The organism is Domibacillus iocasae, assembly GCF_001750285.1.
In the GTDB taxonomy this organism is placed as follows: Bacteria; Bacillota; Bacilli; order Bacillales; family Domibacillaceae; genus Domibacillus; species Domibacillus iocasae.
Genome location: NZ_MAMP01000024.1, coordinates 379,778 through 404,130, shown reverse-complemented (window position 1 = coordinate 404,130; position 24,353 = coordinate 379,778). Strand labels below are relative to the sequence as shown.

General features: G+C 41.8%; 31 protein-coding genes, 1 tRNA gene, 1 pseudogene and 1 riboswitch. Of the genes and pseudogenes, 19 read left to right on the top strand and 14 right to left on the bottom strand.

The window, feature by feature from the left end:
- Window positions 1–171 precede the first annotated feature (171 nt).
- Both speD and BA724_RS16060 read right to left on the bottom strand, forming a co-directional pair.
- Window positions 172–1,002, bottom strand: a complete 831-nt coding sequence (speD, locus tag BA724_RS16065) for an adenosylmethionine decarboxylase (RefSeq protein WP_069939678.1) — start codon at window positions 1,000–1,002, stop codon at window positions 172–174.
- Window positions 1,003–1,136: 134 nt separating this feature from the next.
- On the bottom strand, window positions 1,137–1,922 hold the full coding sequence (locus tag BA724_RS16060) for an SDR family oxidoreductase (RefSeq protein ID WP_069939677.1): 786 nt from the start codon (window positions 1,920–1,922) through the stop codon (window positions 1,137–1,139).
- 143 nt (window positions 1,923–2,065) lie between these two features.
- Between BA724_RS16060 and BA724_RS16055 the strand changes: the two genes are divergently transcribed.
- Entirely contained in the window at window positions 2,066–2,419 is a 354-nt protein-coding gene (locus BA724_RS16055; RefSeq protein WP_069939676.1) for a hypothetical protein, read from the top strand.
- Window positions 2,420–2,456: 37 nt separating this feature from the next.
- Here the strand turns inward: BA724_RS16055 and yyaC are convergent, their stop codons facing one another.
- The 3 genes from yyaC to BA724_RS18685 all read right to left on the bottom strand — a co-directional run bounded on the left by yyaC (window position 2,457) and on the right by BA724_RS18685 (window position 5,135).
- On the bottom strand, window positions 2,457–3,017 hold the full coding sequence (yyaC, locus tag BA724_RS16050) for a spore protease YyaC (protein WP_069939675.1): 561 nt from the start codon (window positions 3,015–3,017) through the stop codon (window positions 2,457–2,459).
- A gap of 507 nt (window positions 3,018–3,524) precedes the next feature.
- A complete protein-coding gene (locus BA724_RS16045; protein ID WP_069939674.1) occupies window positions 3,525–4,310 on the bottom strand; it encodes a DUF2935 domain-containing protein in 786 nt (261 codons plus the stop codon).
- A gap of 681 nt (window positions 4,311–4,991) precedes the next feature.
- Window positions 4,992–5,135: a hypothetical protein gene (locus BA724_RS18685; RefSeq protein ID WP_169818566.1), complete on the bottom strand. Its 144-nt coding sequence runs from the start codon at window positions 5,133–5,135 to the stop codon at window positions 4,992–4,994.
- 238 nt (window positions 5,136–5,373) lie between these two features.
- Here BA724_RS18685 and BA724_RS16035 point away from each other — a divergent pair, with 238 nt between their 5' ends.
- The 3 genes from BA724_RS16035 (at window position 5,374) to BA724_RS18680 (ending at window position 6,547) form a co-directional block, all read left to right on the top strand.
- Window positions 5,374–5,763 carry a sporulation protein gene (locus BA724_RS16035; protein WP_069939672.1) on the top strand — a complete coding sequence of 130 codons (390 nt, stop codon included), beginning with the start codon at window positions 5,374–5,376 and terminating at the stop codon, window positions 5,761–5,763.
- Between the two features lie 68 nt (window positions 5,764–5,831).
- The gene (locus BA724_RS16030) at window positions 5,832–6,341 is read left to right on the top strand and encodes a cupin domain-containing protein (protein ID WP_069939671.1); all 510 of its coding nucleotides are present in this window, start codon (window positions 5,832–5,834) and stop codon (window positions 6,339–6,341) included.
- A gap of 65 nt (window positions 6,342–6,406) precedes the next feature.
- Complete coding sequence (locus tag BA724_RS18680; protein ID WP_169818565.1) at window positions 6,407–6,547, top strand: hypothetical protein; 141 nt, start codon at window positions 6,407–6,409, stop codon at window positions 6,545–6,547.
- Between the two features lie 423 nt (window positions 6,548–6,970).
- Here BA724_RS18680 and BA724_RS18130 read toward each other — a convergent pair.
- Window positions 6,971–7,247 (bottom strand): annotated as a pseudogene (locus BA724_RS18130) (VOC family protein); the annotation flags it as partial.
- Window positions 7,187–7,723, bottom strand: a complete 537-nt coding sequence (thiT, locus tag BA724_RS16025; protein ID WP_069939670.1) for an energy-coupled thiamine transporter ThiT — start codon at window positions 7,721–7,723, stop codon at window positions 7,187–7,189. The gene thiT and the pseudogene BA724_RS18130, both read right to left, overlap by 61 nt.
- A gap of 36 nt (window positions 7,724–7,759) precedes the next feature.
- Window positions 7,760–7,858, bottom strand: a riboswitch (TPP riboswitch).
- A gap of 187 nt (window positions 7,859–8,045) precedes the next feature.
- On the opposite strand from thiT, the gene BA724_RS16020 reads away from it, so the two are divergent.
- Window positions 8,046–8,327 carry an HNH endonuclease gene (locus tag BA724_RS16020; protein WP_245676249.1) on the top strand — a complete coding sequence of 94 codons (282 nt, stop codon included), beginning with the start codon at window positions 8,046–8,048 and terminating at the stop codon, window positions 8,325–8,327.
- An 80-nt stretch (window positions 8,328–8,407) separates the two neighbouring features.
- Window positions 8,408–8,575 carry an effector binding domain-containing protein gene (locus BA724_RS18125; protein ID WP_083256265.1) on the top strand — a complete coding sequence of 56 codons (168 nt, stop codon included), beginning with the start codon at window positions 8,408–8,410 and terminating at the stop codon, window positions 8,573–8,575.
- Here BA724_RS18125 and BA724_RS18675 read toward each other — a convergent pair.
- From BA724_RS18675 to BA724_RS16000, 4 genes are all read right to left on the bottom strand, one after another.
- A complete protein-coding gene (locus BA724_RS18675) occupies window positions 8,530–8,736 on the bottom strand; it encodes a hypothetical protein (RefSeq protein ID WP_069939668.1) in 207 nt (68 codons plus the stop codon). The genes BA724_RS18125 and BA724_RS18675 overlap by 46 nt on opposite strands.
- A gap of 430 nt (window positions 8,737–9,166) precedes the next feature.
- On the bottom strand, window positions 9,167–10,063 hold the full coding sequence (locus tag BA724_RS16010) for a patatin-like phospholipase family protein (RefSeq protein ID WP_069939667.1): 897 nt from the start codon (window positions 10,061–10,063) through the stop codon (window positions 9,167–9,169).
- A 42-nt stretch (window positions 10,064–10,105) separates the two neighbouring features.
- Complete coding sequence (locus tag BA724_RS16005) at window positions 10,106–10,519, bottom strand: M48 family metalloprotease (RefSeq protein WP_069939666.1); 414 nt, start codon at window positions 10,517–10,519, stop codon at window positions 10,106–10,108.
- A 439-nt stretch (window positions 10,520–10,958) separates the two neighbouring features.
- Window positions 10,959–11,444, bottom strand: coding sequence for a DUF1648 domain-containing protein (locus BA724_RS16000; protein ID WP_069939665.1), 486 nt, complete (start codon window positions 11,442–11,444; stop codon window positions 10,959–10,961).
- A gap of 234 nt (window positions 11,445–11,678) precedes the next feature.
- On the opposite strand from BA724_RS16000, the gene BA724_RS15995 reads away from it, so the two are divergent.
- The 7 genes from BA724_RS15995 (at window position 11,679) to BA724_RS15960 (ending at window position 18,065) form a co-directional block, all read left to right on the top strand.
- The gene (locus tag BA724_RS15995; protein WP_069939664.1) at window positions 11,679–12,656 is read left to right on the top strand and encodes a lysozyme inhibitor LprI family protein; all 978 of its coding nucleotides are present in this window, start codon (window positions 11,679–11,681) and stop codon (window positions 12,654–12,656) included.
- Between the two features lie 215 nt (window positions 12,657–12,871).
- The gene (locus BA724_RS15990; protein ID WP_069939663.1) at window positions 12,872–13,081 is read left to right on the top strand and encodes a hypothetical protein; all 210 of its coding nucleotides are present in this window, start codon (window positions 12,872–12,874) and stop codon (window positions 13,079–13,081) included.
- Window positions 13,082–13,777: 696 nt separating this feature from the next.
- Window positions 13,778–14,746, top strand: a complete 969-nt coding sequence (locus BA724_RS15980; RefSeq protein ID WP_069939661.1) for a glycine-rich domain-containing protein — start codon at window positions 13,778–13,780, stop codon at window positions 14,744–14,746.
- A gap of 97 nt (window positions 14,747–14,843) precedes the next feature.
- Window positions 14,844–15,050, top strand: coding sequence for a tautomerase family protein (locus BA724_RS15975; RefSeq protein WP_069939660.1), 207 nt, complete (start codon window positions 14,844–14,846; stop codon window positions 15,048–15,050).
- Between the two features lie 235 nt (window positions 15,051–15,285).
- Window positions 15,286–15,690, top strand: a complete 405-nt coding sequence (locus tag BA724_RS15970; protein WP_069939659.1) for a hypothetical protein — start codon at window positions 15,286–15,288, stop codon at window positions 15,688–15,690.
- Window positions 15,691–16,446: 756 nt separating this feature from the next.
- Window positions 16,447–17,334, top strand: a complete 888-nt coding sequence (locus BA724_RS15965; protein WP_069939658.1) for a TIGR01777 family oxidoreductase — start codon at window positions 16,447–16,449, stop codon at window positions 17,332–17,334.
- Window positions 17,335–17,438: 104 nt separating this feature from the next.
- Complete coding sequence (locus tag BA724_RS15960) at window positions 17,439–18,065, top strand: TVP38/TMEM64 family protein (protein WP_069939657.1); 627 nt, start codon at window positions 17,439–17,441, stop codon at window positions 18,063–18,065.
- A 442-nt stretch (window positions 18,066–18,507) separates the two neighbouring features.
- Here the strand turns inward: BA724_RS15960 and BA724_RS15955 are convergent, their stop codons facing one another.
- Entirely contained in the window at window positions 18,508–18,873 is a 366-nt protein-coding gene (locus BA724_RS15955; RefSeq protein ID WP_069939656.1) for a hypothetical protein, read from the bottom strand.
- Between the two features lie 243 nt (window positions 18,874–19,116).
- Here BA724_RS15955 and BA724_RS15950 point away from each other — a divergent pair, with 243 nt between their 5' ends.
- The gene (locus BA724_RS15950) at window positions 19,117–19,533 is read left to right on the top strand and encodes a hypothetical protein (RefSeq protein WP_069939655.1); all 417 of its coding nucleotides are present in this window, start codon (window positions 19,117–19,119) and stop codon (window positions 19,531–19,533) included.
- Entirely contained in the window at window positions 19,533–19,694 is a 162-nt protein-coding gene (locus tag BA724_RS18375; RefSeq protein ID WP_169818564.1) for a hypothetical protein, read from the top strand. The genes BA724_RS15950 and BA724_RS18375 overlap by 1 nt, the downstream gene beginning before the upstream one ends.
- Window positions 19,695–19,772: 78 nt before the next feature.
- Here the strand turns inward: BA724_RS18375 and BA724_RS15945 are convergent, their stop codons facing one another.
- Window positions 19,773–20,495 (bottom strand): hypothetical protein, encoded by a 723-nt coding sequence (locus BA724_RS15945; RefSeq protein ID WP_083256263.1) that lies wholly within the window; start codon window positions 20,493–20,495, stop codon window positions 19,773–19,775.
- Window positions 20,496–20,792: 297 nt separating this feature from the next.
- On the opposite strand from BA724_RS15945, the gene BA724_RS15940 reads away from it, so the two are divergent.
- The 3 genes from BA724_RS15940 (at window position 20,793) to BA724_RS15925 (ending at window position 22,432) form a co-directional block, all read left to right on the top strand.
- On the top strand, window positions 20,793–21,299 hold the full coding sequence (locus tag BA724_RS15940) for a GNAT family N-acetyltransferase (protein WP_069939654.1): 507 nt from the start codon (window positions 20,793–20,795) through the stop codon (window positions 21,297–21,299).
- Between the two features lie 622 nt (window positions 21,300–21,921).
- Window positions 21,922–22,263, top strand: a complete 342-nt coding sequence (locus tag BA724_RS15930; RefSeq protein ID WP_069939652.1) for a hypothetical protein — start codon at window positions 21,922–21,924, stop codon at window positions 22,261–22,263.
- The gene (locus BA724_RS15925) at window positions 22,229–22,432 is read left to right on the top strand and encodes a hypothetical protein (RefSeq protein ID WP_069939651.1); all 204 of its coding nucleotides are present in this window, start codon (window positions 22,229–22,231) and stop codon (window positions 22,430–22,432) included. The genes BA724_RS15930 and BA724_RS15925 overlap by 35 nt, the downstream gene beginning before the upstream one ends.
- Window positions 22,433–22,536: 104 nt before the next feature.
- Here BA724_RS15925 and BA724_RS15920 read toward each other — a convergent pair.
- Window positions 22,537–22,607, bottom strand: a tRNA-Cys gene (locus BA724_RS15920).
- A gap of 367 nt (window positions 22,608–22,974) precedes the next feature.
- On the opposite strand from BA724_RS15920, the gene trhO reads away from it, so the two are divergent.
- Entirely contained in the window at window positions 22,975–23,925 is a 951-nt protein-coding gene (gene trhO, locus BA724_RS15915) for an oxygen-dependent tRNA uridine(34) hydroxylase TrhO (protein ID WP_069939650.1), read from the top strand.
- The last annotated feature ends 428 nt before the right edge of the window (window positions 23,926–24,353 follow it).

Below are 24,353 nucleotides of genomic sequence, written 5' to 3'. Positions count from 1 at the left end.
GGTTGTATGGCTCTTCATAGTCTGCTCTTTTTAGCCAGTTTTTGCAAGCTGTTCATCATTTATGCCCAGTTTTTCGCCTTTTTCTGTTCTTTGGCTAAGTAGCTTTTGAATGTGTCAAAGGGTGCCGGAATGTTTTCTTTTTGTATCTTCCAGTTTATTTAGAAAGTGTTATTATTCTCCCATGTTTGAACCGTTCACAATATTTTTTCCGTAAAAGATTTCATCCATTTCATGGTGAAGCTTCTGGGTGATGTTGTTAATTTCATCTTTTTCCAAGTCATCTTTTGTATGGCCGAACAAGTAATTGTCCAAGTCAAATTCACGCAGCTTACATTTTGTGTGGAAAATGTTTTCCTGGTAAATGTTTACGTCAATCATGTGATACAGCGCTTTAATATCTTCCGGAATATAGTTTTGGATGGAATTGATGTCGTGATCGATAAAAAGCTTATTTCCGTTAATGTCGCGTGTGAAGCCGCGGACGCGGTAGTCCATTGTCATAATATCCGTATCAAAGGAATGAATTAAGTAATTTAGCGCTTTTAATGGTGAAATTTCGCCACATGTTGAGACGTCAATATCCGCTCTAAAGGTGCTGATGCCTTCATTCGGGTGATATTCGGGATAGGTGTGAACCGTAATATGACTTTTATCAAGCGCCATGACAACAGTGTCGGGCAGGGGACCAGGTGATTCCTCAAGTGATTCTTCCCGCGACTCAGGGTCGACGGGCCCTTCAGAAATAAGCATCGTAACACTCGCACCTTGCGGAATGTAATCCTGCTTGGCAACATTTAATACATGTGCGCCGATAATATCGGTGACGTTTTTCAAAATCTCCGTCAGCCGGTCTGCATTGTATTGTTCATCGATGTATTCAATGTACGCTTTCCGTTCCTCTTTCGTTGTTGTCCAGCAAATATCATACATATTAAAACTGAGCGACTTTGTCAGATTGTTGAAATCATGCAGCTGAATTCCCTGGCTTTGTTTAATAACCAATTTATGCACTCCTTCATTTCCATGATCGATATGTTTATGTTACCCGTCCTTCGCATGAAAAAACAATCTTTCTTTTGAAGAGAATTTCGCAAAAAAAAAAAGAACGGAAGAAAAAATCCGCTCTTTACGTGTAGTTAAATCTCCATATCCCACCGTGCCTGCTCGGTTTTCTTCAGCTGCTCTTCTGTTTCTTTTGGATGTACGGTGCGAAATTTATGGTGGTCAGCCGGGATGATATCGATCATTTTGGAGATCATGTCTGCCGGGTCGAATTGATCGTTTAGCGCTTCTTCTTGTTTTTTCATATCTTCTTTCCGTGTAAAGTGCGTTTCTTCGTTGAACCATTTCCATTTTTCTTCCGCACTCCGGTCGTTAAATCCGGTCGCATAGGCACCAGGATTAATGGTGGCTACCTGCACGCCAAATTCGTCCATCTCTGCTTTCAGCGTTTGGGCAATGCCTTCGATCGCATGTTTTGTGGCGGTGTACGGACCGACATATGGTGTGGCTGAAATACCGGCCATTGAGCTCATAAAGATGATTTTACCGTTGCCTTTTTCGACGAACTTGCGGGCAGCAATTTGAACGGTTTCAAGTGTGGCGAATACATTAACTTCAAACAGGGCGCGGAACCGGTCCATCGGCACTTCACCGAGTGGTCCGCCCTCATTGATCGCGGCGTTGGCGACAAAAATATCAAAGTCGTAGTCGTTAATTTGAGCCACATCGCGCGGATTAGTAATATCAAGCTTAAATACGTCCATCTTAACTTCTTGTTTTTTTGCTTCTTCAAGTAAGTCCGTTTTCTGGGCGGTTATTTCGGTTGTAGCAATAACACGATGACCGGCTTTCGCAAGGCCAAGCGCCGCACCGCGTCCAAGCCCCGTACCTGCTCCTGTGATAAAGATCGTTTTGCTCATATATATTCCTCCTGTCAAAATGAAGTGTTCCTTTTGACGTTCCCTTTAGAGAAAAAAGTAAACGTTAGGCCGTCCGTGCTGCTTGGGCGTTTTATTTATTTCGTATCGGGTAGAGAATAAAGAAAAATAAGGAGATGATTCCAATGGAACAGGAAAAGAAAATATATTATGTAGATCTTAATAGTGAGAGTATTTTGCCTGAACCGATCGACAGCCCAAGTTTTGTGATTCATGCAACGGAGAAGGAAGTAGAGGTTTTACAAGCTGTGATGGATGATAAATACGAAGCTGATTTAGAAACATATGTCCGTTCGCATATTCCGTATTTGGAATATCACCATGATCCTGAAAACGATCATTATGATGCGTCGCAAAAAGTGCTGTATTCGATTATTTACCTTCTAGGAGATGAAGCAGCGAAGCAGCATATTAAGCAGATGGGCATCTTGGAGGACCGAAAATCAGATGATCCGGAAGAAATTCAGCGTTTCAGATAACAAAGAGGTGCGCCTTTAAACGCACCTTTTTTTACATTCAGACGGCTTGGGTTTTCTTTTTTTCATATTCCAATTCAAACAGCGCCCGCGTAATAAAATCAGCGGTTTTATTAGCCATTTTGTACACGAGGGCGAGTCTTGTGGACTGCAAAACTTGAAGCGGAATAAAGCCGCCAACGTTAACGATGCCTGAAATGTGATAGTCACCTATCGGGGGGAGCTCTTTTTGGACGCCGGACCCGGGCTTCATGGGCCCTTGATCAAGTACGACAGTACCGATATTTTTTGCTGCGCCGAGACAGGCGTCAATCGCAATGACAACCGGGTTCGTGTGGCGTTCCTTGATCTTTTGAATCGTTTCGGCCAGATTTTTCGCGTGAACGGGGTAATCAAGACATCCATAGACGGATACGTGTGTGTATTTGCGGAGATAAAAAGTTTGTTTTAGCTTGGAGCCGACAAAGGGTCCATAGCTGTCACCGGATGACCGGTCCGTGCCGATACAGACGAATACGACCTCCTGGCGGCCGGACAAAACAGGCTTTAATTCATTTTTTAAATGATGAACGAAAAACGTGTCTTCTATACATTGTCTCATGATTAATAACCTCCTTTTGTTCTGTATAAAGAACTTAATAAAAGTATATAGTTCTTTATATAGAATGTCACCTATGATAGTGAACGTTTTAAAATAAATTTTTATTAATAATAATAAATGGAGATACCCCCGAGCTGGCGGGGAGCGCTTCGCAGAGTGGCAGCCAGTGTGTTTCCGCTTTTACTCTTCTTTTTTTGGTGAAGTCTTCTTAATATGCCCATTATTATCAGCTATTATATAGGATTATTTTATATATTTTTCATGGGCCATTTTGCTTTTTTTATGATCGTTTTTGTGGTGGGGTACGATGCAAAGAGAAATCAATAAGGGTATGATGGCAGATTTGTCAGCAGCACCGGCGCGGGTTTTTTCACAGCTGTATAGATCTGATTGTTCAAGAAGAGAAAATAAATAAATGGAAGGGCCTTGGAGAAACGGATCCTTCCAAAATAGTCTGGCCGTCTTAAAGGATGGAATGTCACCGGTTTATACAGGCGATTTGACCTTTTATTTCTTAAGACTGGCTTCAAACATATCAATAATCTGTAAGAATCTTTCGGCTTCACGAAAAACGTGGTCTGCCAGTAAAGGGTGGATGTTGCTTTTAATTTTACATTCCTCAATTAACTCTTTAGCAGATTTCTTGAAATTTCGTAAAGAAACAACTGAAATCCGATTTCCATCCAAAAACTGGTTTAAAATGGGCTTTGTCTCAGATTGCGGTCTCATTGAATCGAGATCAATCGCTTGATAAAGCAGTTGATCGAAGTCATAACTGAAATCTCGGGCTTGATCGACTAACTTTCTCTCGGATGGATCAAGTAAGTGACCAATAAATTTCGCATGGTCCCCCATAATCTTAAGGAAAAATACATTTTCCTTAATAATCGCATCAGGCAAAGTCTTTAATTTTCCCTCATTGAGCTCTTTTAAGCGTTTTGCAAAATAAGCCGCCTCACGACTTGTATGGTCTACTAAAAGTGCATAATTATTTGACCGGATTTTACAGCGTAAAATCAATCCTAATACTTTCCGCTTGTACGCCCATATAGAGACAGCGGCTTGATAAACATGATTATTGAATGTTTTGATCAGCTGTGGGTCTGTGTGTGATGTATACGTATTCAGCTGTTGTTCAATTTGTTCAAATACGCCAATAAATTGTTTTGCTTCGTCAATTAATTGTTTGTCCTCATACGTAAAGCCAAGACTTAAAAACAAAGCATGCTCTTTCATAATTCTGGACCAAAACCGTATTTCGTCTAAAGAGCGGCTGACAAAAAGGTTGTCCAAGCTTTAGCCTCCTACAGGAAAATTAACTTCACTTTAACGTTATGCGGACATCTTTTTGAATATGTGATACAGCGATAATCAGCGAAACATAAAGAAAAGCCGTTAAAACAAGCCATGTCCGGGAGTCGAATACAAAGAGGTGCAGAATAAGTGAGCATGATTCGACAGAAGGGATTCATGTATTTGGGGCGTTAACGGCGGTCTTTTTACAAAAAAGATAAAAAGCACAATCCGGTTGAATGCGCTTTTTGTCGGGATTTGATGAACGATTTTTACAGGGAAAAACTCTTATTCTATCGAAATTATTAGGAAAAGGAGGATGGTCATTATGAAAACGAGCAACCTTACATATTTACAATCTATTAGGTATCATGTGGTGGACCGGCTGGCGAAATCTAAATGTGCTTTATGCAAAATAAAAGGTGAACCACTATTTCAAGTGAATCAGAAGAATCGGAAGAGAAGCGTCTGCTCTAAATGTGCAGTCTATGCAGAAGCGAGAATATTCAGGAAAAATGCCTGATTGTCTGCTTTTCATTGTTGAATAAAAAATACCGAGGGCGATGCCGTACTATTGCAGCAGGGCGGCGACGTCTTCGGTCACTTCTTTTAAAATGAAACGATTGTTAGTTTCTTTGTACAGTCACAATTTTGAAGTGAAAATTGTTTTGACTTTACCTGTTACTTTTTGTTCCCATTTTTTTGAAGCTCTCGTAAAAACCCCATAGAAGCAGCGAAGGCAGCAGCCTTTGGGGGAACCCCTTTTTTCATTAATTCATCTGCTGTGTCTTGAATACGCTGCCCTGTATTTTGTGGATTCTCCATTACAAACACCTCCCTTTCTTTATCAGTAGCTTGTGGAAAAACATGATTTTCATGCAGGAGGAAGCATGGTTACAAACACTTTTTTTAACAAATTGTTCATAAATAATACCGTTTACAATTTCTTAATAATATAATTTTTTCTATTCCTCTTTACAAATCATCAAATCGGGCGTATAGTACGTGTTTATTAGGCGAGTACGCCAACATTTATTTTCAGGCAATGGAGGGATTCCGAGGTATGTTGAATAAGTTAATGAGTCAGGTCAAAGGCCGGATTGGCTCACCGCATATCGATTTGTTGCTGGATAAAAAAGAATTTACGCCCGGTGAAAAAGTAACCGGTTCTTTTATTATAAAAAGTGGTCTATTTGAGCAAAAATTAAGCCGCCTTGAATGCGATTTAGTGACGGGAAATACGTCAAAGAAGTCACCGGCTGCTGATGCGATTATGATTTTTATGTCAGAATACATTCCACCCAATACATCAAAACAGATTCCATTTTCATTTCAGCTGCCGGCTCACATGGATGGAAGCCGTTATTATTTTGAAACAAAGCTTTGTTTTGGTGACGGAAAAAAATGTGTCGAACAAGATCCGATTCACGTCACTCAGCCGTCTTTTTCCTGAAAAATGAATACGTATCCCACATTTGGGTATAACAAACTGTCAAGTTATCCAAAAAGGAGCGGGTGCGGATGGAGACAAACATTTTTTCCTTTCAGTTTAAAGATGATGGCGAGATTCCAAATAACGCGAAGCTGCCTGTTATTGTCTATGCCGGTATATTTGTGGACAACCCTGATGGTATTGAATCGGTGTTTAACCGGCATGGCTGGACAAACAGCTGGACAAATGGTGTATTTGACTATCATCATTACCACACGAATACACATGAAGTGCTCGGGGTAAAATCAGGGACCGCTGTCGTGCTGATCGGTGGTGAACGAGGCGAGCGCCTGGACTTAAAGATCGGCGATGTCATTGTGCTGCCAGCGGGAACAGGCCATAAACGCCTTAGTCAAAGCCCGGACTTTTCAGTTGTTGGCGCATATCCGGACGGAAAAAGCCCGAACTTGAAAAAACGGGATTCAAGCGGGCGGACCAGGTCGCTTAATGAAATCAGGAATGTGCCGGTGCCGGAAACCGATCCGGTTTTTGGGAGCGAGGGACCACTTCTCCAGCAATGGAAAGCAGCTGCGAACTAGCAGCTATTTTTTTATGGATATAAATTCGCATGAATGGACACAAAGGATGTGGAGTGGACTTAAATGTGAATAAGTGGACACAAAAAAGATGCCCAGTCGCAGCTAGAGCTAGCTGCGACTGGGCATCTTTTTTGCAGACCGGCGGCACCGGTTTTTCGTCTAATCGGCCGGCACGCTCGCCAATGGCAATGCATCGTTCTGTATAGTCGGACATCCGGATGCCGATTTCACATAAACAGCAGTTCATGGCTTCCTGCGTAAAAGCCGGTGCTTCTGTCAACCCGTCTTCAATTTCCTCTAAAATCTGGTCTGTATTTTCAGTATTCTTTTTTAGTGATCATTTCTTGAAGCTGCCTTTTTGATAAGGTGGCTGGGTCCATGAGCATAGAAGCGAGCATCATCGCATTGGTGCTACCCATAGTTCCATTGTAAGCAGATGACTTCGTTCTGTTCTTTTTAGCGAGTATCCGCAATTTTCCGACCCATTGATTGGAGCTGTTTCAGCACTTCATTAGTTGTCACGTACCGGCACCATCTGGATTCAGTATATTTAATTGCCAGGAAATGCCGAACCGGTCGTTGAACCAGACGAATTTTTGGCTGAACGGATAGGTGTCAATCGGAATCAAAATCGTGCCGCCATCTGATAGCGATTCATACAGGTGGTCCATTTCTAATATACAAAGACAGGGCAGGCGTAAAGGTGAAATCGTGCTTCAATGGGCTGTCAATGCACATGAATGTCTGGCCATTCAGTGTGAAAACAGCGTGCTGAACGGTTCCTTCTTTTCCTGCTTCATTTTCGATATGAAAAAAACCGGCACTGTGCCGGTCCCATAAAGAAATTACGTTTTTTTTAAAAGCCGTGGAGCTGTTTTCCAAAGAAGAATAAGCACAATCGCGCATAAAATAAAAGTTAAAAGCGCCGTTCCGCCGTTGACAATTAACGAGTAGAGCGCGGCAGGCATCCCTTCCGGGGCGTATTCAGCAAAATACACCCAGCCGGCGATAAAATGCCAGAAATAGCGGGCAATAGAGCCGATTAATACAGCCAATACAATAGAGCGTGCCGATAAAGAACGGTTTGACAATAGACCTGCTAAACCGACAAAAGAGAACGCGATAAAATATTCAATAAATGCTTGAAGCGGCGTTAAAATGTAGGCGTCTCCTAAGGCAATCTGTAATAAGCCCCAAATGAAACCGGACGCCATTCCTACCCTCCACCCCCAGCGGATAGAGACGAGAAAGATCGGCAGCATCGCTATCGACACCGACATCCACGGCCCGATGTTAATAGCCGGAATCAGGTCCAAAATAAACGCAAGCGCCGCCATAACGGCTGCTTCAATTAATGACTGCAATGGTACTTTACGGTTCATTCTTTTTTCCTCCTTTCTTAGCCGGTGCGCGAAGAAAGAGAAGGAAATCCACATCCCTGCGCCGGCATGATCCGACAGGTTCCATGGGTCCAGATCGAATCTGTTCTCAGCCCGAAGACTCCCCATGTGGTCTCGTCCATTTTAGCATAAAATGGTCTTAACAGTCAGAAAATTATTCCTGGCGGGCAGAAAAAAGTTAAAATGGCCGAATTCTGGCAGATTTTGATCATCTGCCAAATATTAGGCTGCCGTTTCTATTACAGCCGTTAAAACCATTTTGGTACAATAACAAGAAAAGGAGTGTCAGTTTATAAAACCGTCTATATGTGAATTGTGCGGGCGCTCACCGGTTGAAACGACAGTCCATCATTTAACGCCGCGTGAAGAAGGCGGGTCACACGGACAAACCGCTGACCTGTGCCGCACGTGCCATAAACAAATTCATGCACTGTACACAAACAAAGAACTCGCTGTGCGCTTGAATACGGTCGAGATGCTGCGCCAGGATGAAAAAATAAGTAAGTATATCAAATGGATCCGCAAGCAGCCGGCCGAAACATTGTTAAGGGTACGGAAGTCAAACGAACGGAAACACCGCCGATAAGGAACTGGACACAAGAAAGCAGAAAAAGACCGGAATTCTCTCAGGGCGCTTGGTAGAATACATATAAGGAGGGAAGATAAATGGTCTGGGTGGAGGCAATGCGAAAAACGTGGAAGCAAATTTACGCGGAATGGTTCCCGTCGAATTCATATAAACACACTCCTGGCATTCCAGAACTCAAACGGTATCCAGAGGAAGATCCTTATAAGAAAAATTCATATTTAGAAATTTGGATTCCCATTCCATAATAAGGAGAAAAAGCAGCTGCACAAGAGTGAACTAAAATGCCAATCGCGATGAGCAAAAAAAGGAAATGGGTGATTTGCAGCCTATTTTCTTTTTTCGTTTTAACAAAAAGAGCGATCCACAAAACGGCAAGCAAATTATTTAAGATGAAGGTTCCAACCATAAATACCAGCTCCTCTCCTTGCCTTTATTGTGTAACAAAGAAAAATAATTACAAGGATTCTGTCAGTTTATCTAACGGTAAATAAAGATGTTCGACAGGCAGAAAACATATTCAGATAGTAAAAAGCCGCTGTTCCTTTTTAGGGGGATTTTCCTTCAGACATACCGGAAAACAGGCTCCCTGGCAGACCGATTATGCTATAAAGAAAAACAATGGCCAAACCAGACTGGCACTTCCTTTTTAAATTCATCCATTGCATGATTGGCAGCTTATTCGTATGTGTTTTGTAAAATGATGAAAACGAGTTTGCCGAGAGGAGAGAGCATCGATAACCATTTGAATTTTATGTAAAAGGGCTGCTCTAAAACCAGCGAAAATGGAATTTAGAGCAGCTGTTTTTTATGTTATTAGCCATGAAAGAAAAAAGCGATTAAACCCGGTAACGACGAATATAATCTGAAAAGTTCCATTTTCCTAAAAATTCCTCTGCCGCTTTTTTTCCTAATTCGATCAATTGAAGCTTTTCCTCTTTGGAAATACCAAACTGGGTGACAGAAACCGGAATTCCTGTGATAAAGATCGTTCTTACCGCATTATGCGATTCAATGTATCGTTTGTCGTGAGCTTCCATCATCGTTTTAAATAAGGCAAGGGTGATGTCGACAAGCCCTTTCACTTTCTTCGGGTGATGTATACGCTTAGGTCCGGAGAGCCGGAATCCAAAGGTTGGCCATCTCGGTGTTTCCTTTGTATCAAACAGCCAGAGCGGATAATTGCTCAACAGGCTGCCGTCTACCATTATGTTTCCATCCAACGTCAGCGGTTTGAAAAAAAGGGGGACACTTGAGCTCATGGTCACCGCCTGGGCAATCGGGAATTCATCAGGGTTAATATGGTAAAGAGGAAGATCATCCGGAAATACAGACATTCGATTTTTCGTAATATCTGAAACGATGATTTTTAATTTGTTTTTCGGGAGATCACCGAATGTGACCTTTCCCTTTGTTTTTAATGCGTCCGTCAACCATTTTTCAAGGGGGCTTAAAGAATAAATACCATTTAGCAACTCCAGGCTTAACGTTGAGCCAATCAAGGGGATACGGCTGATTCCGGATTTTTGACCTAATTGCTCCAACGGGAAATCAAGAAAGTGCTGTTTCATTTCTTCTCCGTTAAAACCGGCGGCCAGCATTGCGGCGGTGATGGAACCAACCGAAGACCCGGCGAGCTGATTCCATACGTATCCGGCCTCCTCTAACGTTTGGATAGCACCAATATAGGCAAACCCCTTTACACCACCGCCCTCAAATACCGCATCTATTTTCAATCAATTCTCTCCCTCGAATTTTTTCATTCCATTTCATAATACTCAGGAAACAGGAGCAGGTGACCAGTTAGCAAGAAAAGAAAAAGGTTGAAAGAAAGCAAGCGGCAAATACAAAAGCGTCAGAGCGGTGCTCAAAAAGAAATAATAATAGCCGATCTGCCAAAACGATCTGCGAAAGCGCGCGGTGGCCCGGTTGCGAAATTTAACCGAGATCGTCATCAAAAATAGTACTAACACCACATCGAGCGGGGTTTGTAAAAAGAACGTAAAATAATGGATGATGTCTAGATGATGGGCTTCCTCTATTTCCTTTTCCGTCATAAACTGTTTTGGATCTGCGCTCGTGCCGGCATACTCAGCCGGAACATGGCCTGGCTCAAGATTCAGCAAATAAACGCTGATGCCTGCCGCATAGAAAAGATAAAAAATGAGAAAGCCAAGTAAAAATTTTTTCAATAAGCTCTTCCTTTCGGCTTTAAAATAAATAAACAACTTATAACAATTTGATAATCAGGATAAAAAATCCTCAGTCTAAATGACTTTCCTGCTTTAAATAATTCATTGCGCCCAGTCAAGGCGTTATATCAGGCGCTCTTCATTATATTCGGTCGCTTTTATTTTAGATGTCACCAGTAAAGAATGTTCAAAAAATAATCGCTCTACCCGACTTGTTTTCATAATATAATAGCAGGTCAAAAGACTTGTAACTTTTTATTAATGAAAGAAAATAGAATTAATTCTATTAAGAAAAGAGGGGTGTCCATCATGTCTTCTACATCCAATTTTTGAATCATACGCACTAAAAAGTCGTTCTTATCACTTCGTATATGATTCAAGCAGCAAAAACAAATCTAAGAAACTATAGAAAACTAGTGTCGAAAAAACTATGTGCATTTTATTTTACAATAAATACAAGAAAAGGATGGGCTTCGATGATCGTGTATGAAGCACTAAAATCTGAATTCCTGCATGATTTTTTCCAGATGGAAACTGATTCGAATAAAACCACAGAAAAGAGCAGCAAACAAATATTTTTCAATTGATTGACCAGTTTTCGACTGTGCAGATAGAATTGTTCGGCGTTTGATTCATTGAAGCGTTCGGGATAATTGTGCATTTTGGGAAATTTTTCGAGTACTTGCATAAGAATGATGATGAACGCACCGATGCCGGGTAAAAGAAGCAGCTCTGTTTTCGCTCCCCAGCGGTCCACTTCACCGAGTGCATTGTAATGGCCGGGCACTTTGTCCGGAAGCTGGTCCCAAATAATGAGTAAAAAAACAACTGAACTAATATAAAAAGAAAATCCGATAATGTCCCAAACCCACTCACTTCTCGACTTCGATATATTCCGTTTGGGCCGGTTCCGCCTATTATTCATCTCCTATCCTCCCTTACTCTTTTTACGTGCGAAAAAGGAAAAAGTTTAAAAAATTATGGCTTGTGTGTGGTCGGCAAAGTGATGAATGGATTTGTCCTTATGTGCTAGAGTAGTTCTTCATAAAATAGGACCGTTTTTTAATGAAAATGTCATCTTTTTTCATTAAGTCAATGGTAATATAAATATAGAAATTTTTGAAAAAAGGGTTCTTGTGAACAGTAATGGAGGATGGAAATGAAGAGAAAAGCAGCAGCGTTGCTGGCCGTTTTAATACTGGCGGGATGCGGAAACAAACTATATGAAGAGTCAATGAGTCAGGGGAAACTGGCACTGGCTGCGGGTGAATTTGATAAAGCACGGGCATCGTTTGAATTGGCGCTTGAAGAAGAACCGGGAGATACGGATGCTTCTGTTATGTATGAACAGCTGAAAAAGTTTGGCGAGATAGAAAGCGCTCTTGAAAAGGCAGAATGGCAAGAAGCGGAGAAGCAGGCGGATATCCTTTTGAAAAATAAGGATTTGCACAGCAGCTTGAAAGAACCGCTTGCACAGTATAAGCAATCAGCGGCAGACGGGAAAGAACAGGAGCAGGCTGTAGCTGAAAAAGTGAAAAGCATTCAATCGTTAACGAGTGAAAAAAAGTACAGTGAAGCGAAATCACAGCTGGATGAAATGAATGACGATGACGCATTGAAAATGGCGGCTGCAAGCTTTTCTGATGAATTAGATGAAGTGGAAAAAGAGATTCAAGCAGGCTTAGAACGGGAAGCAGAGGCGGAAAAAGCCGCGGCTGTTCAGCAGGCGGAAGAAGCGGCCGCCCGGAAAGCAGAGGAAGCGGCTGCCGCAAAAGTGAATCAGAAAACAGAATATTATCAAAAGCTGGACCGGATCGAACGGAGCCAGGCGGATTTAGCCTACATATATGAAAATGGGACAACAGTTGAAATGAGAGAGGCGGAAGCAGAGCGGTACAAGCGCTGGGACGATGCACTTAATGAGATTTACGGGGTGTTAAAAGAACAGCTTCCGGCATCTGAAATGGATCAATTGCGCCAGGCGCAGCGTGAATGGATTACATATCGTGATGAAACGGCTGAAGAAACTGCATCTGGATTCGCCGGCGGTTCGTGGGAGTCTGTTCAATATGTAAGCACACAAGCCAGTATTACACAAGAGCGGTGCTATGAGCTTGTGGACCGATATATGGATTAAAACCATCTGCAGAACTTCCATTTTTGGTATAGGTCATTTCGTATAATGGAGTTATCGAAAGGGAGTGGAAAGATGAGTGAAAAAAGTGTCCGGATTGCGGGGCTTCATTAATAGAAGATGCGGCGGAAGAACTGGAAATCGATCAAAATGGATCTATCACCATTGATGGTTTTTTCGCTTATGTTTGCCAAGCAAAATGCGGGTATGTGGAGCGAATGCCGGATGGAGAAGTGGATCCGCAGATTATTGCGGACCGGGGCGACGCACTGCTGCTTTATCCGAATGACCAAGGCCGTGTATATATAAAAGCGGGAAACGTCCTGTATCCCGCCATGCATTATGAAGCCATTTTAAAGTTTGGCTATTGGGAGGAGTATAGAGGAGAGAACAACGCTATGATGATTGATCGATATGAAGAAAAATGAATAGAAAATCAATAGGAATTCATTTCCTTTTTGGTAAAATAAAAAAGAGATACGAAACAGCAGCTGACTGGAAGCAAAGAAAAGGAATAAATGTATGCAAATCGTAAATAAAATCAAGATACGAACAGGTTCGATTCAATTGAGCAAAACCTTCATAAAAAAGTTGAACAAAAGGAATAACACAGGAAAAGTTAACCAGTAAAGTTCGGCATGTGATTCAAACTGGACGGTATGCAGGCATTTACCGTGATCAGCAAATAATAGGGAAATAGTGCTTGATGAGCCGATGAGAAAAGTAGTAAAGATTTTCTTGTAGAAAAAAGGAGTCTGAGCAAAATCAGCCTGTTCCGTTAGGTGAATTTGAGCAGGAGATTGAAAAAGTGAAGACTCTGCTGGAAAAAGCAACGCATTATGAAAAGGTAATTAGCAGTGAGATTAGCGCCTGTATAAACAAATTAGCAACATTTATCATGATATGGAAGCGAATTCATTTAACGCCTCACAAGGGTACCAGTTTGGGAAAAAATGACAGATACTGCTTTGAAAAAGGCGTATTTGAATATGTAATCGGATGGGCCCCCTTTACTGATGAAAATTTGTCCTGGGAAACCGTCTGATATGGACCAATGAAACAAGAAGGAACCGGTAGTCTGCCAATGGCTGAAAAGGCAGGAAATACAGCGAGGGGGCGTTTCCATGTTTTTTATGACGAATTTTTTTAACAAAAGAAATCAAGCGAAAGAGAAGGCGCGTCTTCCTGATCTGCCGGCAGAATTACATCAGACGCTGGGGATGCGTCTTGAGGAAGGGTATTTGCTTGTAAACAAGCTTTATGAAGCGTGGAATGACACATCAGCAGCGGCGGTGAAGAATCGTTTAATCGGAAAAGGCATCCTTTCCAACAAAGAATACGGTTGGTATGAGCTTGAACTAAAACGTTTTTTCTGTTTGTCTGCTATTATGAAAAATGTACCGATGTACAATGAAAAAGTAGATGCGATTTGGCACGACATGATTCTTTTTACGAAAGATTATGCCGATTTTTGCGAGCAGTTTAATGGCGCTATGATTCATCACACACCGACAGATAAAGCCTCAATGACAAAGGCTTCTGCCAGCCATGAACGTGCTGTTTATGAACTTGTGTATGGAATATTATTTGATCCTCACTCGGGTTCAGAGCTGATTCAACGGCCGTTTGGACGTTGTCTGCTCGGTCGGCAGTTTATGCTCGAATGTAAGCAGTTGAAAGGACAGGAACTGGAGCGTTATATCCAGGATACGATTTTTAAGAATGAAAATTCCCGGTATGACCATTTGATTCATAAGATTTCCAAACAAATTGCCCATCATGTAACCGAAGCAAAAGAAAGGATCGAGCGCAGTGGGACGGCAGACACCCGTAATGTAAAAAGGAGCTTGTCTAGCAGTGATCAAGCGGTTTATTTGCCTTTATACACATCGATGGAAGCAGCTCATGAGCCTGAGGAAAAGGAAAGGGATTCAGCGGCCATCTCGTCTTGTAATGGTTCAGATGGCCGCCGGTACGACCACGACCGAAGTGACACCGATCATCATGGCTCAGATTCCTCAGGAGGGTCAGCTGACTCAGGGGACTCATCTTCAAGCAGCTGCAGCAGTTGTGGTGGTGGCTGCAGCAGCTAGAAACGTCCAACTGTGAGAACACCACTTGTTTGGGTTGATCGGTCACACGTCATGCCGCTTATGCAAGGAAAAATGAAAAAGAAAGAAGGAACCAATCATGCCCTATGTAAACATTAAAATTACCAATGAAGGCGCAACGCCGGAGCAAAAAGCACAGCTCATTCAAGGAGCCACACAGCTTTTAGTCGATGTGCTTGGCAAAAACCCGAATACAACAGTTGTCGTGATTGATGAAGTAGAAACAGACAACTGGGGAATTGGCGGGGAAACCATCACTGTCCGCAGACAGCAGGAGAAAAAGTAAGAGTACCGCCGGACCGGTTGAAGGGTGCTGATTTTCAGCCCATTCAAATGGCTGAGGACATGGTGTGTAAGTTCGAAAAGTTCCTCCACACAGCCAATTAATATTCACATTATTTAAAAAAGAAACTGCCGGACTGCTCAAAGCAGCAAGGAAATGGTATAATGATAAAGTTGTGAAAAAGAAAGACAGCATAAAAACAGCATCGTAGATACGTACATTTAGGGGGAAAGATAAAATGAAAAGAATATTAGCAGCCTTGCTTGCGGCAGTGGTGGTTTTTTCGCCTGTTGGAAATTTTGTTTCTCAAGATCAGACCACAACTGTAGAAGCGAGAGGCAAGAAAAGCATAAACAGCAACAGCAATAGTACCATTAACAATTCAAGTGTCCAAAACAAAAAATCCGACTCCGCTGCGGCGACAGCAAAGAAAAAAGGCGGATTTCTATCAAGCGGTTTAATGAAAGGGTTAATGCTGGGCGGGCTTGCCGGCTTGCTGTTTGGCAGCTTGTTCGCAAACATGGGCTTACTCGGTTCGTTGCTTGGCTTGCTCGTTAACGTTTTCGCCGTTGTGATCTTAATTTTAGTCATTCGCAAACTAGTTGTTTTCTTTAAAAATCAAAGAGAAAAAAGAGTCTACTAACCCAAGGAAAGCACTGTCCGCCTCTCATTTTGCGGACAGTGCTTTTTTGCGCACCTGGATCTTCAATAAAGAAAGCACCCTTCATTTGGAAAACAAAGGGTGCTTGTTTACTGAAAATTTAATAATCTGATCAAAAATAACCCGCAAACTTTATAGGAGGTCCTAAGAGTGAGAAAAGATTATTTTACACAAAAAGGAATTTTTTAAATTTGTTTTTATAAGAAATGCAAAGTAAATATGTTTTATTTTGCAATGCCACTATTAGGAAAAAAATAAACAGGGAGAAAAGTACCGGCTATTACTTTTTTAGAAAAGCAATCCCGACATGAGTTGTTATAGAAGAAAATGTTTTTTATTATTAGCAGCAAACAAGGAGTGAATAACCATGCAGCAGTGAATCTGCAAAAAACGATTCCCGCCAGCGGAAAAAACACCTAACGATATTTTTGTCGAAATAACGCAAAAAAGCAACGTGTTTCGAAAAAACCTTCTCATTTTTTTCGATAGGTCAAACAGCAAAAGAAGGCAGAAGCCGGCGCATAAAAAAATAGAAACGAGGACGGGCGTATGGTACTATGTGGATATCGCGAATGAGGATAAAAATGGAAGAAAAACTGCATATTAAACAAACAATTTCACGATGCAGGAAATCATTCTGCTTTCTTAAGCGGGTTATTTTTTTGCTGTTTCCCATGAATTCTTATTTTTCTTGAATGAAAAAAGAAACTGACTTTAAAAAAGATTGGAGCTTTTCATATGAAAAAAATCGTTTTAGCAGGCGGAACGGGATTCATTGGCAACTATTTTGAAATGAAATTTAAGAAGCTTGGCTATGAAGTGAAAATCATATCAAGGCAAACAAAGCATATTTCCTGGGAGAATAAAACTGGAGTAATAGAAGCGTTGGAAGGTGCTGAGCTGCTGATTAATCTGGCGGGAAAATCAGTGAATTGCCGTTATAATGAAGCGAATAAGAATGAAATTATGAATTCAAGAATCAGAACAACGAAGCTGCTGGGAGAATTGATCTTAGCCTGTGAAAATCCGCCTGGCATTTGGATGAATTCCAGTACAGCTACTATCTACCGACATGCAGAAGACCGCCCGATGACAGAAGAAACCGGAGAAATTGGTGCCGGCTTTTCGGTTGATGTCGCCAAAAGCTGGGAAGAAACCTTTTTTTCTTTTAATCTGCCAAAAACAAGGCAAATCGCTCTGCGTATCGCGATTGTATTAGGCAGGAATGGTGGCGTCATGACCCCTTACCGCAATTTGGTGAAGTTTGGACTCGGCGGTGTTCAAGGAAGCGGAAATCAAATGTTCAGCTGGATCCACGTCGAAGATTTATTTCAAATCGTTCTTTTTTTAAAAGAGAGGGAGGACCTAAGCGGCGTTTTTAACTGTTCTGCGCCTCATCCGGTTACTAATCGTGAATTAATGGAGAAGCTGCGGACAACAATGAATGTTCCGCTTGGTCTGCCTTCGCCTAAATGGATGCTGGAATTTGGTGCAATATTTATCAAAACAGAAACAGAGTTAGTGCTGAAAAGCCGCTGGGTGCTTCCAGACCGGTTAGAACGCGCGGGGTATCCATTCACCTTTAAAACACTTGATGAAACTTTTCAAGATATTCTTTCTACATAAGCTAAAAGGGTAAACATTCAAAAGTGAAGCAGATAAAGAGCAGACTTCCCCGCCTATGCTTATGGTAAACTGAAATAGGAACGCTGCTAAAAAAGAGGTGCTTTATGATAAAAAGAATAATGAGCTTAATCGTGATTGCCGGTATTCTCGTGCTTGGCATAACCCAAAAAGAACAGCTGCTGGCCATGGTGAACGAAGGCGGCGCTTATTCCATCCTCATCAGCATGTTGCTGGTGTCGATCTGTGTGTTTGTCCCGCTCGTGCCGTTTCCTGTACTAGCGGGGTTGATTGGGGGTATTTTCGGTACCCCGCAAGGTGTCATTATTACACTTAGCGGCTCCATGATCGGGACGATGTTGTTTTTCTATATTGCCCGTTACGGTTTTAAAGAGTGGGCGCAAACGAAAATCGAACAGTATCCTCAAGTGAAAGAATATGAGGAAAAGCTAAACAAAAATGCTTTTTTGGCGATTTTGTTCGTTCGCTTAGTGCCGATTGTGCCTTCTCCTGTTGTCAATATCGTCTGCGGATTAAGTAAAGTAAACGGGTTTACCTTTTTTCTCGCATCAGCGATTGGGAAATTGCCGAATATTCTTCTGCTGTCGTTTGCGGGAGCGAGTTTCTCCGAAAACAAATGGTTTTCTTTTGGGCTGTACGGGTTCTATGTGCTTATCATTATGATTGTCAATTACGTAATTGTGTACAGAAAAATGAACAAAGCGCCGGAATAATGCAGGCGCTTTTTTTATGGACAAATATGAGAGATAGAAAAATCAAAAAAAAGAGGCGATGATACAACCTTGCATGACCACTTTTAAGGAGACATAATGAAATGAAAAATATATGAATGATCCAGCATTGGTTTTAAAAAAAGGCGGCTTCGGGAAATACATATAAATTATTGGTTCGGCTGTTAAAGTATACCGACAGTCAATGGATCGGTATAGAGAAGCTGTTATCAAAGTAAAAGCAAAATAATATTACGCCTTTAATAATTACGGTATTGAAGATGGTCTTGTGAAAAAGAGATCTTTCAGCCAATTCTCAGACATAAAAGAGAATTGGCGTTTTTTTGATGGAGAAAAACAATAGGGAGTTTGTCATTTTATACAGAAAGATAAAAGAAAGAACAAAAAAAGGGCTGGCTCGCCCGGTTTGTTTGCGGCTGGTTATTTAGGGGGAATGACGTTTTAATTTAGCTGGCTTGATTCCCCGTTTTGACGCTCTATCGATCCAAAAGATGCATGTGAGAGAAAAGCCGATAAAAGAAAATACCCAAAAAACACCTGTACGCCCGTTGATCCCGGCAGACAGCAGGGCAATCACGATAAGATAAAGAGTAATCAGGCTTTGAACGACCGTTTTAAAGCCGATTTTTTTCAGGGCTACTGCTTTTCGGATAACGAGGATACAGCGGTAAACCTGCCAGGCAAAAACGCCAACGGTCACAAAGAAAAACGTATAAGACACAGCTTGTACTACATTTTCCATCGTCAGCCATTCTTTTATCGACGCGATCAAGCTGATAACATCCTCCATTCTCTCCGCCCCTTTCTTTTCTTATTTTAACAGGATTTTTTTTCGAACTAAATATACGTAACTCCTAGCATGCCCAGGAAAAGATAATATAATACCCATTATTTACATTAATTATTTAGATATCTTATGTAATGCTTTTTCCAGTTCATCGAGCGGCAGAAGGGATCTTATTATAGACAACGAATATATAAAGCGTAACCTATTGGTAATTTTCATGAAGTATTTTTGAGCAGGAGAGATTTGTTGAGAAAATATGTCTTGTTAACAATGTTGTTTTTTCTGTTAGCAGGCTGCCGCTCTGAAGCGCCCGTTAGCCGCCAGTCAGCCATCGATTGGATTGATTTTGTTAAATGGACCGGCGTGGAGTATCACGGGATTCATACTGGGATTTTAGTGGATGAAAGCGCAATTGGCGAAAAAATTGGAAATGTAACATTTATGGTTGCGGGTCACGTTACCGATCCAGCCTACAAAACAAAAAACGGAGATGCTACATTCTACGAAAAAGGAACTAAACTTTACGCGGTCAAAAAACATCCTGAGTTGCTTGCCGTAAAAATGGACATGCGATCAACGGATATAATCTTTATTTCTCAACAAAAACAACAGAGTACCAATGGCATTTTAAGAATGTGCCGATTGAAAAGGTTACGAGAGTAGTGATTTATCAAGACGGCCGGGACCGGAAAGAGCTGGCTTGGAAGAAAACCTTTGCGGCTGATGAGCAGGGGGCGTATATCTTTACCGCGAAGCGCCGTCTTCATTCGCGAGTGGACGGCAAACAAGCAAAAGGCGGCTGCCGCATTGAATTCAGCCGTTGACGCAGTGACGCTGAAGCTGCAGGAAGGAAAGTAAACGAATAAGCCGGGCAGAAGCAAAACGTTCTCCCCGGTCTTTTTTTACCGGTCCCGTATTTGTTCAATGGTTAACAGCGATGAGTTCCACGCAGAATTCATCGCCTGCGTGGAGGCCCATAGGTTGCCAAGCAGCCGAGCCATCATTTGCTTGGATGGAATCCGGCCGTATTGCTTAAAGTAAACAAAATACTGCAAATAAAGAAAAGCAGAGGCAGGCAGGTGAATGTGCTCCAAATAATCACGGTTTTCTGTAAGAGTGGCAATGGAGTACGTTTCAAATCCGGACAAAAAGCGGGTCCGCTGGCCATTGTATTTATTTTCAATCGAGTGCACGGTCTGAATAACAGACGGGTCGTCTTCTCCATCTGCATTCGCCATCCGCAGCTGCCGGTCGAGTGGCACGTCATCCAGCTTGTCTGCAAAGACTGTTGTGTGGACAAATGCTTTATCAAAGTCATTCATTTGCGGGGTGCAGCTTATTTTGGCTAAATAATCGACCAGCTTTAATGTTGTATTTTCGGCCATATAAGAAGGGCGGTGAATCTGCCGGGCGTATTTTACCTCAGTTAATGTATCAAGTTTCCAGCGAATAGCGAAATACCATTGGTCATGGTCATCTTTCATAATTGAATGGGGCTGTTCCTCATGTCGGTAAAGGGCAAAGCACGCTTGCTGATCAAACATATAAGGCTCCTGCTTGACCGGTTCATAGCCGGATAAACCGCCTGGATATTTAATCGGGACAAGGATATCACTCCAAATCAAGACAAACACTCCTTTAAATGGTTAAGTAAAAGAAAATTGATGGGATCAAACACAGATCCATTTCTATCATGCCGTTCCAGTCCTTTATCCATCCAGCCCTTGAAGAAAACCTCCAGATATCACTTGTTCATTTTTTTATATGAAACAACTTTATTCATTCACAGTCCAATGGTAACATGTTAGTAACGATATTTAAAAAAAGGTTCAACAATTTGTAGAACGAAAAAGCTATTCTGCGGGCTGTTTGACCCTATATTTACAGGGATAAAAGAAACCAAACAGAAAGAAGTGGACAAGATGATCACCATTCGACAAGCAGAGCAGGATGAAGTAGAACTGATTCGAGAACAAAGAATAAAAGCGTACGAAGAACATGCAAAACACATTCCAAAAGAACATTGGGAAGCGCTTAAAAGCGCTATTTCTTCAGATGCTGATGACCAGGAGGGAGTAGAGCTGTTCGTAGCAGTTGAGAAAGAACAAATCATTGGCAGTGTAGCGCTGTTTCCAGCAAAATCAGACGCCTACACAGGACTGGTGGATATGCTGGATTATCCGGAGATTAGAATGCTGGCTGTTGCGCCGCAGGCACGGAATAAAGGGGCAGCGAAAGCGCTCATAAATGAATGTATTCGGCGTACAAAACAAAGCGGCTTGCCATACATTGGACTGCACACTGCTGATTTTATGAAAGCAGCTATGCAGCTTTATGAACATATGGGCTTTTTGCGCATGCCGCAACACGATTTTGAGCCGGCGAATGATGGCATTATTGTAAAAGCATACCGGCTGCCTATTGAATAAATGCCTGTTGCTTATGTAATTAAATGGATTGAAATGTTCGCTGTATAATGAGGGAGCTCTTTAGTCCCTAAAGGCTTCATTTTTAAGATTAAAACTTATGTTCAAAGCCCGCCAGGCGTTACATAAAAAATCAAAAAAGATATTCCTTGTCCGTCATTTACGGACTTATGGAATATCTTTTTTTATGATGGCTATTTCTTTTTTTTGTTACATTTACCGATTTTATTCGTTTTATAAGATGAACGAGAAAAAAGAGACGGGGGCGGAAAAATGTGGATGGTTATTTTTCAATTATTCATTCTTAATTTTTTGCTTGTATGTGCGAGCCTGTGGTTATAAACGCCAAAACCAAACAGCGCCAGTTAAAACGATTTTAAACAATATTTTACTATTGTAAGTTCTATCTTCTGAATATAATACACATAAAATGATAATTGGAAAATGAGGTGGTGAATTGGAATTTATGTTCAGTGTATTCAGATGGCTGCATATTGCGGCAGACTTCTTGGCGCTATTGATTTTTTGGATGCCGATTGTGAGCAAAAAAGGAGGAAGAATTCATAATCAGAGCGGCTAGATCTATGTTTATGCGATGGCATTTGTTTCGGCTAGTGCATTTTATATGGGCATATACCGGATTTTCTGGGATCCTGCTCGAAATGAAGAAACCATTCCGTTTGCCTGGTTTCTGATTTTTATCACGGTCTTGAGCGGAGCCAGTGCCTGGTACGGCATCCGAGTGCTCAGATTTAAACGGCGGAGCGAAAAACATCGCAGCTTTGTCGACTTTTTGTTTCCGTTCAGTGTTCAGGAAATGACAGAAGAAGCGGGTGTCACTATCTGGATGTATGACCGGAAGAGTCGGCAGTTTACTTTTATTGACCGAATTGAATCGATTAATAAACAAAAAGGAATTGGTTATCGAAGGAATGACGGCAAGCCCGGATGGACGCTTTGCACTTGATCTGTTTGCTGGAAATGCTCCTTACACCACTGTGCTCCTATATGATCTGGAAAAAGGAAAACGATCAGCGCAGCTGGATCAGGCGCATTCACTGTTTTGGCAGGGGAACCGTTTTTTGTTTGAGCGGTTCAGCGGCCAGCAGGCAATGCTGTCTTCAAAAAGCTTTTAAATTGGGGCGTCTCAAGCTTGAGACATCTTTTTTGCAGGGAATTATCTCATGAAAAAAGAGCGGGACAACAATTTAAATGTTGTCCCGCTCTTTTTTACATTTGAAGGTAGTACTCGGAATTGAACCGAGGATCAAGGTTTTGCAGACCTTTGCCTTACCGCTTGGCCATACTACCATGTTTTATCTCATATTCTATGAGAAGCTTTTTGATACTCTTATTATACTTCTTTTGCCAAAAAAGTCAAATATTATTTTTAGGAGAATTCATTTTTTCCTTCTATTATATTAGGATTTTCTCAATGAACCGATTCCGCTATGAAAATAATTGTATTCATTTACTTAAAGGATTATTCCTCTCAAAAGAAAAACAGGAGAAATTTATTGAAGAAGAAGCAAAAAGTTTGGAAACATCAAATTAGTGGACACCGCGCACATAAAATCGACTCGCATTCGGCTGACAGAATATAAAGCAGATTATCCCCATCCCGCCGCCAAACGTGATATGATACCATAAGAAAAAAGTGAACAGATGGAGGAAAAAGATGTACAGAGTATTGCTTTATTATCAATATGTGCCGATAGATGACCCAGAAACGTTTGCAGTGGAGCATAAGTTGTTTTGCCAGGAGCTTGAGTTAAAAGGGCGTATTTTAGTCGCGAAAGAAGGCATTAACGGCACGGTGTCGGGAACAGTGGAACAGACAGAACGCTATATGCAGGCGATGAAGGAAGATGCCCGGTTTAAAGATATGGTGTTTAAAATAGATGAAGCAGAGGGGCACGTGTTTAACAAATTAAAGGTTCGTCCGCGCCAGGAATTGGTGACGCTTCGCCTTGAAGAAGATATAAATCCGTTGGAGCTGACCGGAGACTATGCGGAGCCGAAAGAATTTTTGGCGGCGATGAAAGAAGACAATACGGTGATACTCGATGCGCGCAACACATATGAGCATAATCTTGGCCACTTCAAAGGTGCGATCCGGCCGGATGTGGAGAATTTCCGTGAGCTGCCGCAGTGGATCCGGGATCACCGGGAAGACCTTGCAGGCAAGAAAATTTTAACGTACTGCACAGGCGGCATACGTTGTGAAAAATTTTCTGGCTTCCTGAAGCAGGAAGGGTTTGAAGATGTCATGCAGCTGCATGGTGGTATTGTCTCTTACGGAAAAGACCCCGAAGTCCAGGGAGAAAACTGGGACGGCCAATGCTTCGTATTCGATGACCGCCTCAGTGTACCCGTTAACAGCGTCAATCCGAAAATCGTCGGGAAAGACTTTTTTACCGGTGAGCCGTGTGAGCGTTATGTGAGCTGTGCAAATCCGGAATGCAATAAAAAGATTTTAGCATCGGAAGAGTCAGAACACCGCTTTTTGCGCAGCTGCTCGGATCATTGCCGGACGCATCCGCGCAACCGGTATATTGCGGAACACGGCTTAACGCCGGAAGAAGTAGAAGAACGTCTGGAAAAAATTGCACAGCCGGCTGAAGCATAATCAATAAGATTGGAAAAACGCCTGGATTCATTCGGCGTTTTTATTTTAAATGGAGCTGAAGGAGTGGCTGCACTACTATGAGCGGTTCTGGAACAACAAGCTTACACGTCTCCGATCCATTATAGAGCAGGAACCAAAATAAAACACTTTGATGATCCAGCAGTTGACAAAACAAAAGATTTCCATTAATTTAGCTGTAACAAACAAACGGAAGGGTGACCCAATCGAATGAAGTTCTAATCCTATTTTTTGAATGTAATCTAATTGAAGGTTTTTCTAAAAAGCAGTGTTACGCTTTTTTGTGATGCCTTCAATGGATCCTTTCAGAATAGGATTAGGCAAATTCGTAAGGGGAAAATCCCTGCTTTTTTGCCATGCCTCCTATTCTGAAAAGAAATAGGGGGCTTTTTTGTCTCCACAAAAAGAAA

Coding starts and splice junctions, on each gene's coding strand:
- BA724_RS15975 (WP_069939660.1), top strand. CDS start 14,844: ATGCCCTATGTAAACATTAAAATTACCAATGAAGGCGCAACGCCGGAG.
- yyaC (WP_069939675.1), bottom strand. CDS start 3,017: ATGAGACAATGTATAGAAGACACGTTTTTCGTTCATCATTTAAAAAAT.
- BA724_RS18675 (WP_069939668.1), bottom strand. CDS start 8,736: ATGGTTGGAACCTTCATCTTAAATAATTTGCTTGCCGTTTTGTGGATC.
- trhO (WP_069939650.1), top strand. CDS start 22,975: ATGTACAGAGTATTGCTTTATTATCAATATGTGCCGATAGATGACCCA.
- thiT (WP_069939670.1), bottom strand. CDS start 7,723: ATGAACCGTAAAGTACCATTGCAGTCATTAATTGAAGCAGCCGTTATG.
- BA724_RS15960 (WP_069939657.1), top strand. CDS start 17,439: ATGATAAAAAGAATAATGAGCTTAATCGTGATTGCCGGTATTCTCGTG.
- BA724_RS16055 (WP_069939676.1), top strand. CDS start 2,066: ATGGAACAGGAAAAGAAAATATATTATGTAGATCTTAATAGTGAGAGT.
- BA724_RS18125 (WP_083256265.1), top strand. CDS start 8,408: ATGGTCTGGGTGGAGGCAATGCGAAAAACGTGGAAGCAAATTTACGCG.
- BA724_RS16000 (WP_069939665.1), bottom strand. CDS start 11,444: ATGAATAATAGGCGGAACCGGCCCAAACGGAATATATCGAAGTCGAGA.
- BA724_RS15980 (WP_069939661.1), top strand. CDS start 13,778: ATGTTTTTTATGACGAATTTTTTTAACAAAAGAAATCAAGCGAAAGAG.
- BA724_RS16035 (WP_069939672.1), top strand. CDS start 5,374: ATGTTGAATAAGTTAATGAGTCAGGTCAAAGGCCGGATTGGCTCACCG.
- BA724_RS18685 (WP_169818566.1), bottom strand. CDS start 5,135: ATGGAGAATCCACAAAATACAGGGCAGCGTATTCAAGACACAGCAGAT.
- BA724_RS16060 (WP_069939677.1), bottom strand. CDS start 1,922: ATGAGCAAAACGATCTTTATCACAGGAGCAGGTACGGGGCTTGGACGC.
- BA724_RS15955 (WP_069939656.1), bottom strand. CDS start 18,873: ATGGAGGATGTTATCAGCTTGATCGCGTCGATAAAAGAATGGCTGACG.
- BA724_RS15990 (WP_069939663.1), top strand. CDS start 12,872: ATGCCGGATGGAGAAGTGGATCCGCAGATTATTGCGGACCGGGGCGAC.
- BA724_RS15925 (WP_069939651.1), top strand. CDS start 22,229: ATGACGGCAAGCCCGGATGGACGCTTTGCACTTGATCTGTTTGCTGGA.
- BA724_RS15965 (WP_069939658.1), top strand. CDS start 16,447: ATGAAAAAAATCGTTTTAGCAGGCGGAACGGGATTCATTGGCAACTAT.
- BA724_RS16030 (WP_069939671.1), top strand. CDS start 5,832: ATGGAGACAAACATTTTTTCCTTTCAGTTTAAAGATGATGGCGAGATT.
- BA724_RS15930 (WP_069939652.1), top strand. CDS start 21,922: ATGGGCATATACCGGATTTTCTGGGATCCTGCTCGAAATGAAGAAACC.
- BA724_RS15995 (WP_069939664.1), top strand. CDS start 11,679: ATGAAGAGAAAAGCAGCAGCGTTGCTGGCCGTTTTAATACTGGCGGGA.
- BA724_RS15940 (WP_069939654.1), top strand. CDS start 20,793: ATGATCACCATTCGACAAGCAGAGCAGGATGAAGTAGAACTGATTCGA.
- BA724_RS15970 (WP_069939659.1), top strand. CDS start 15,286: ATGAAAAGAATATTAGCAGCCTTGCTTGCGGCAGTGGTGGTTTTTTCG.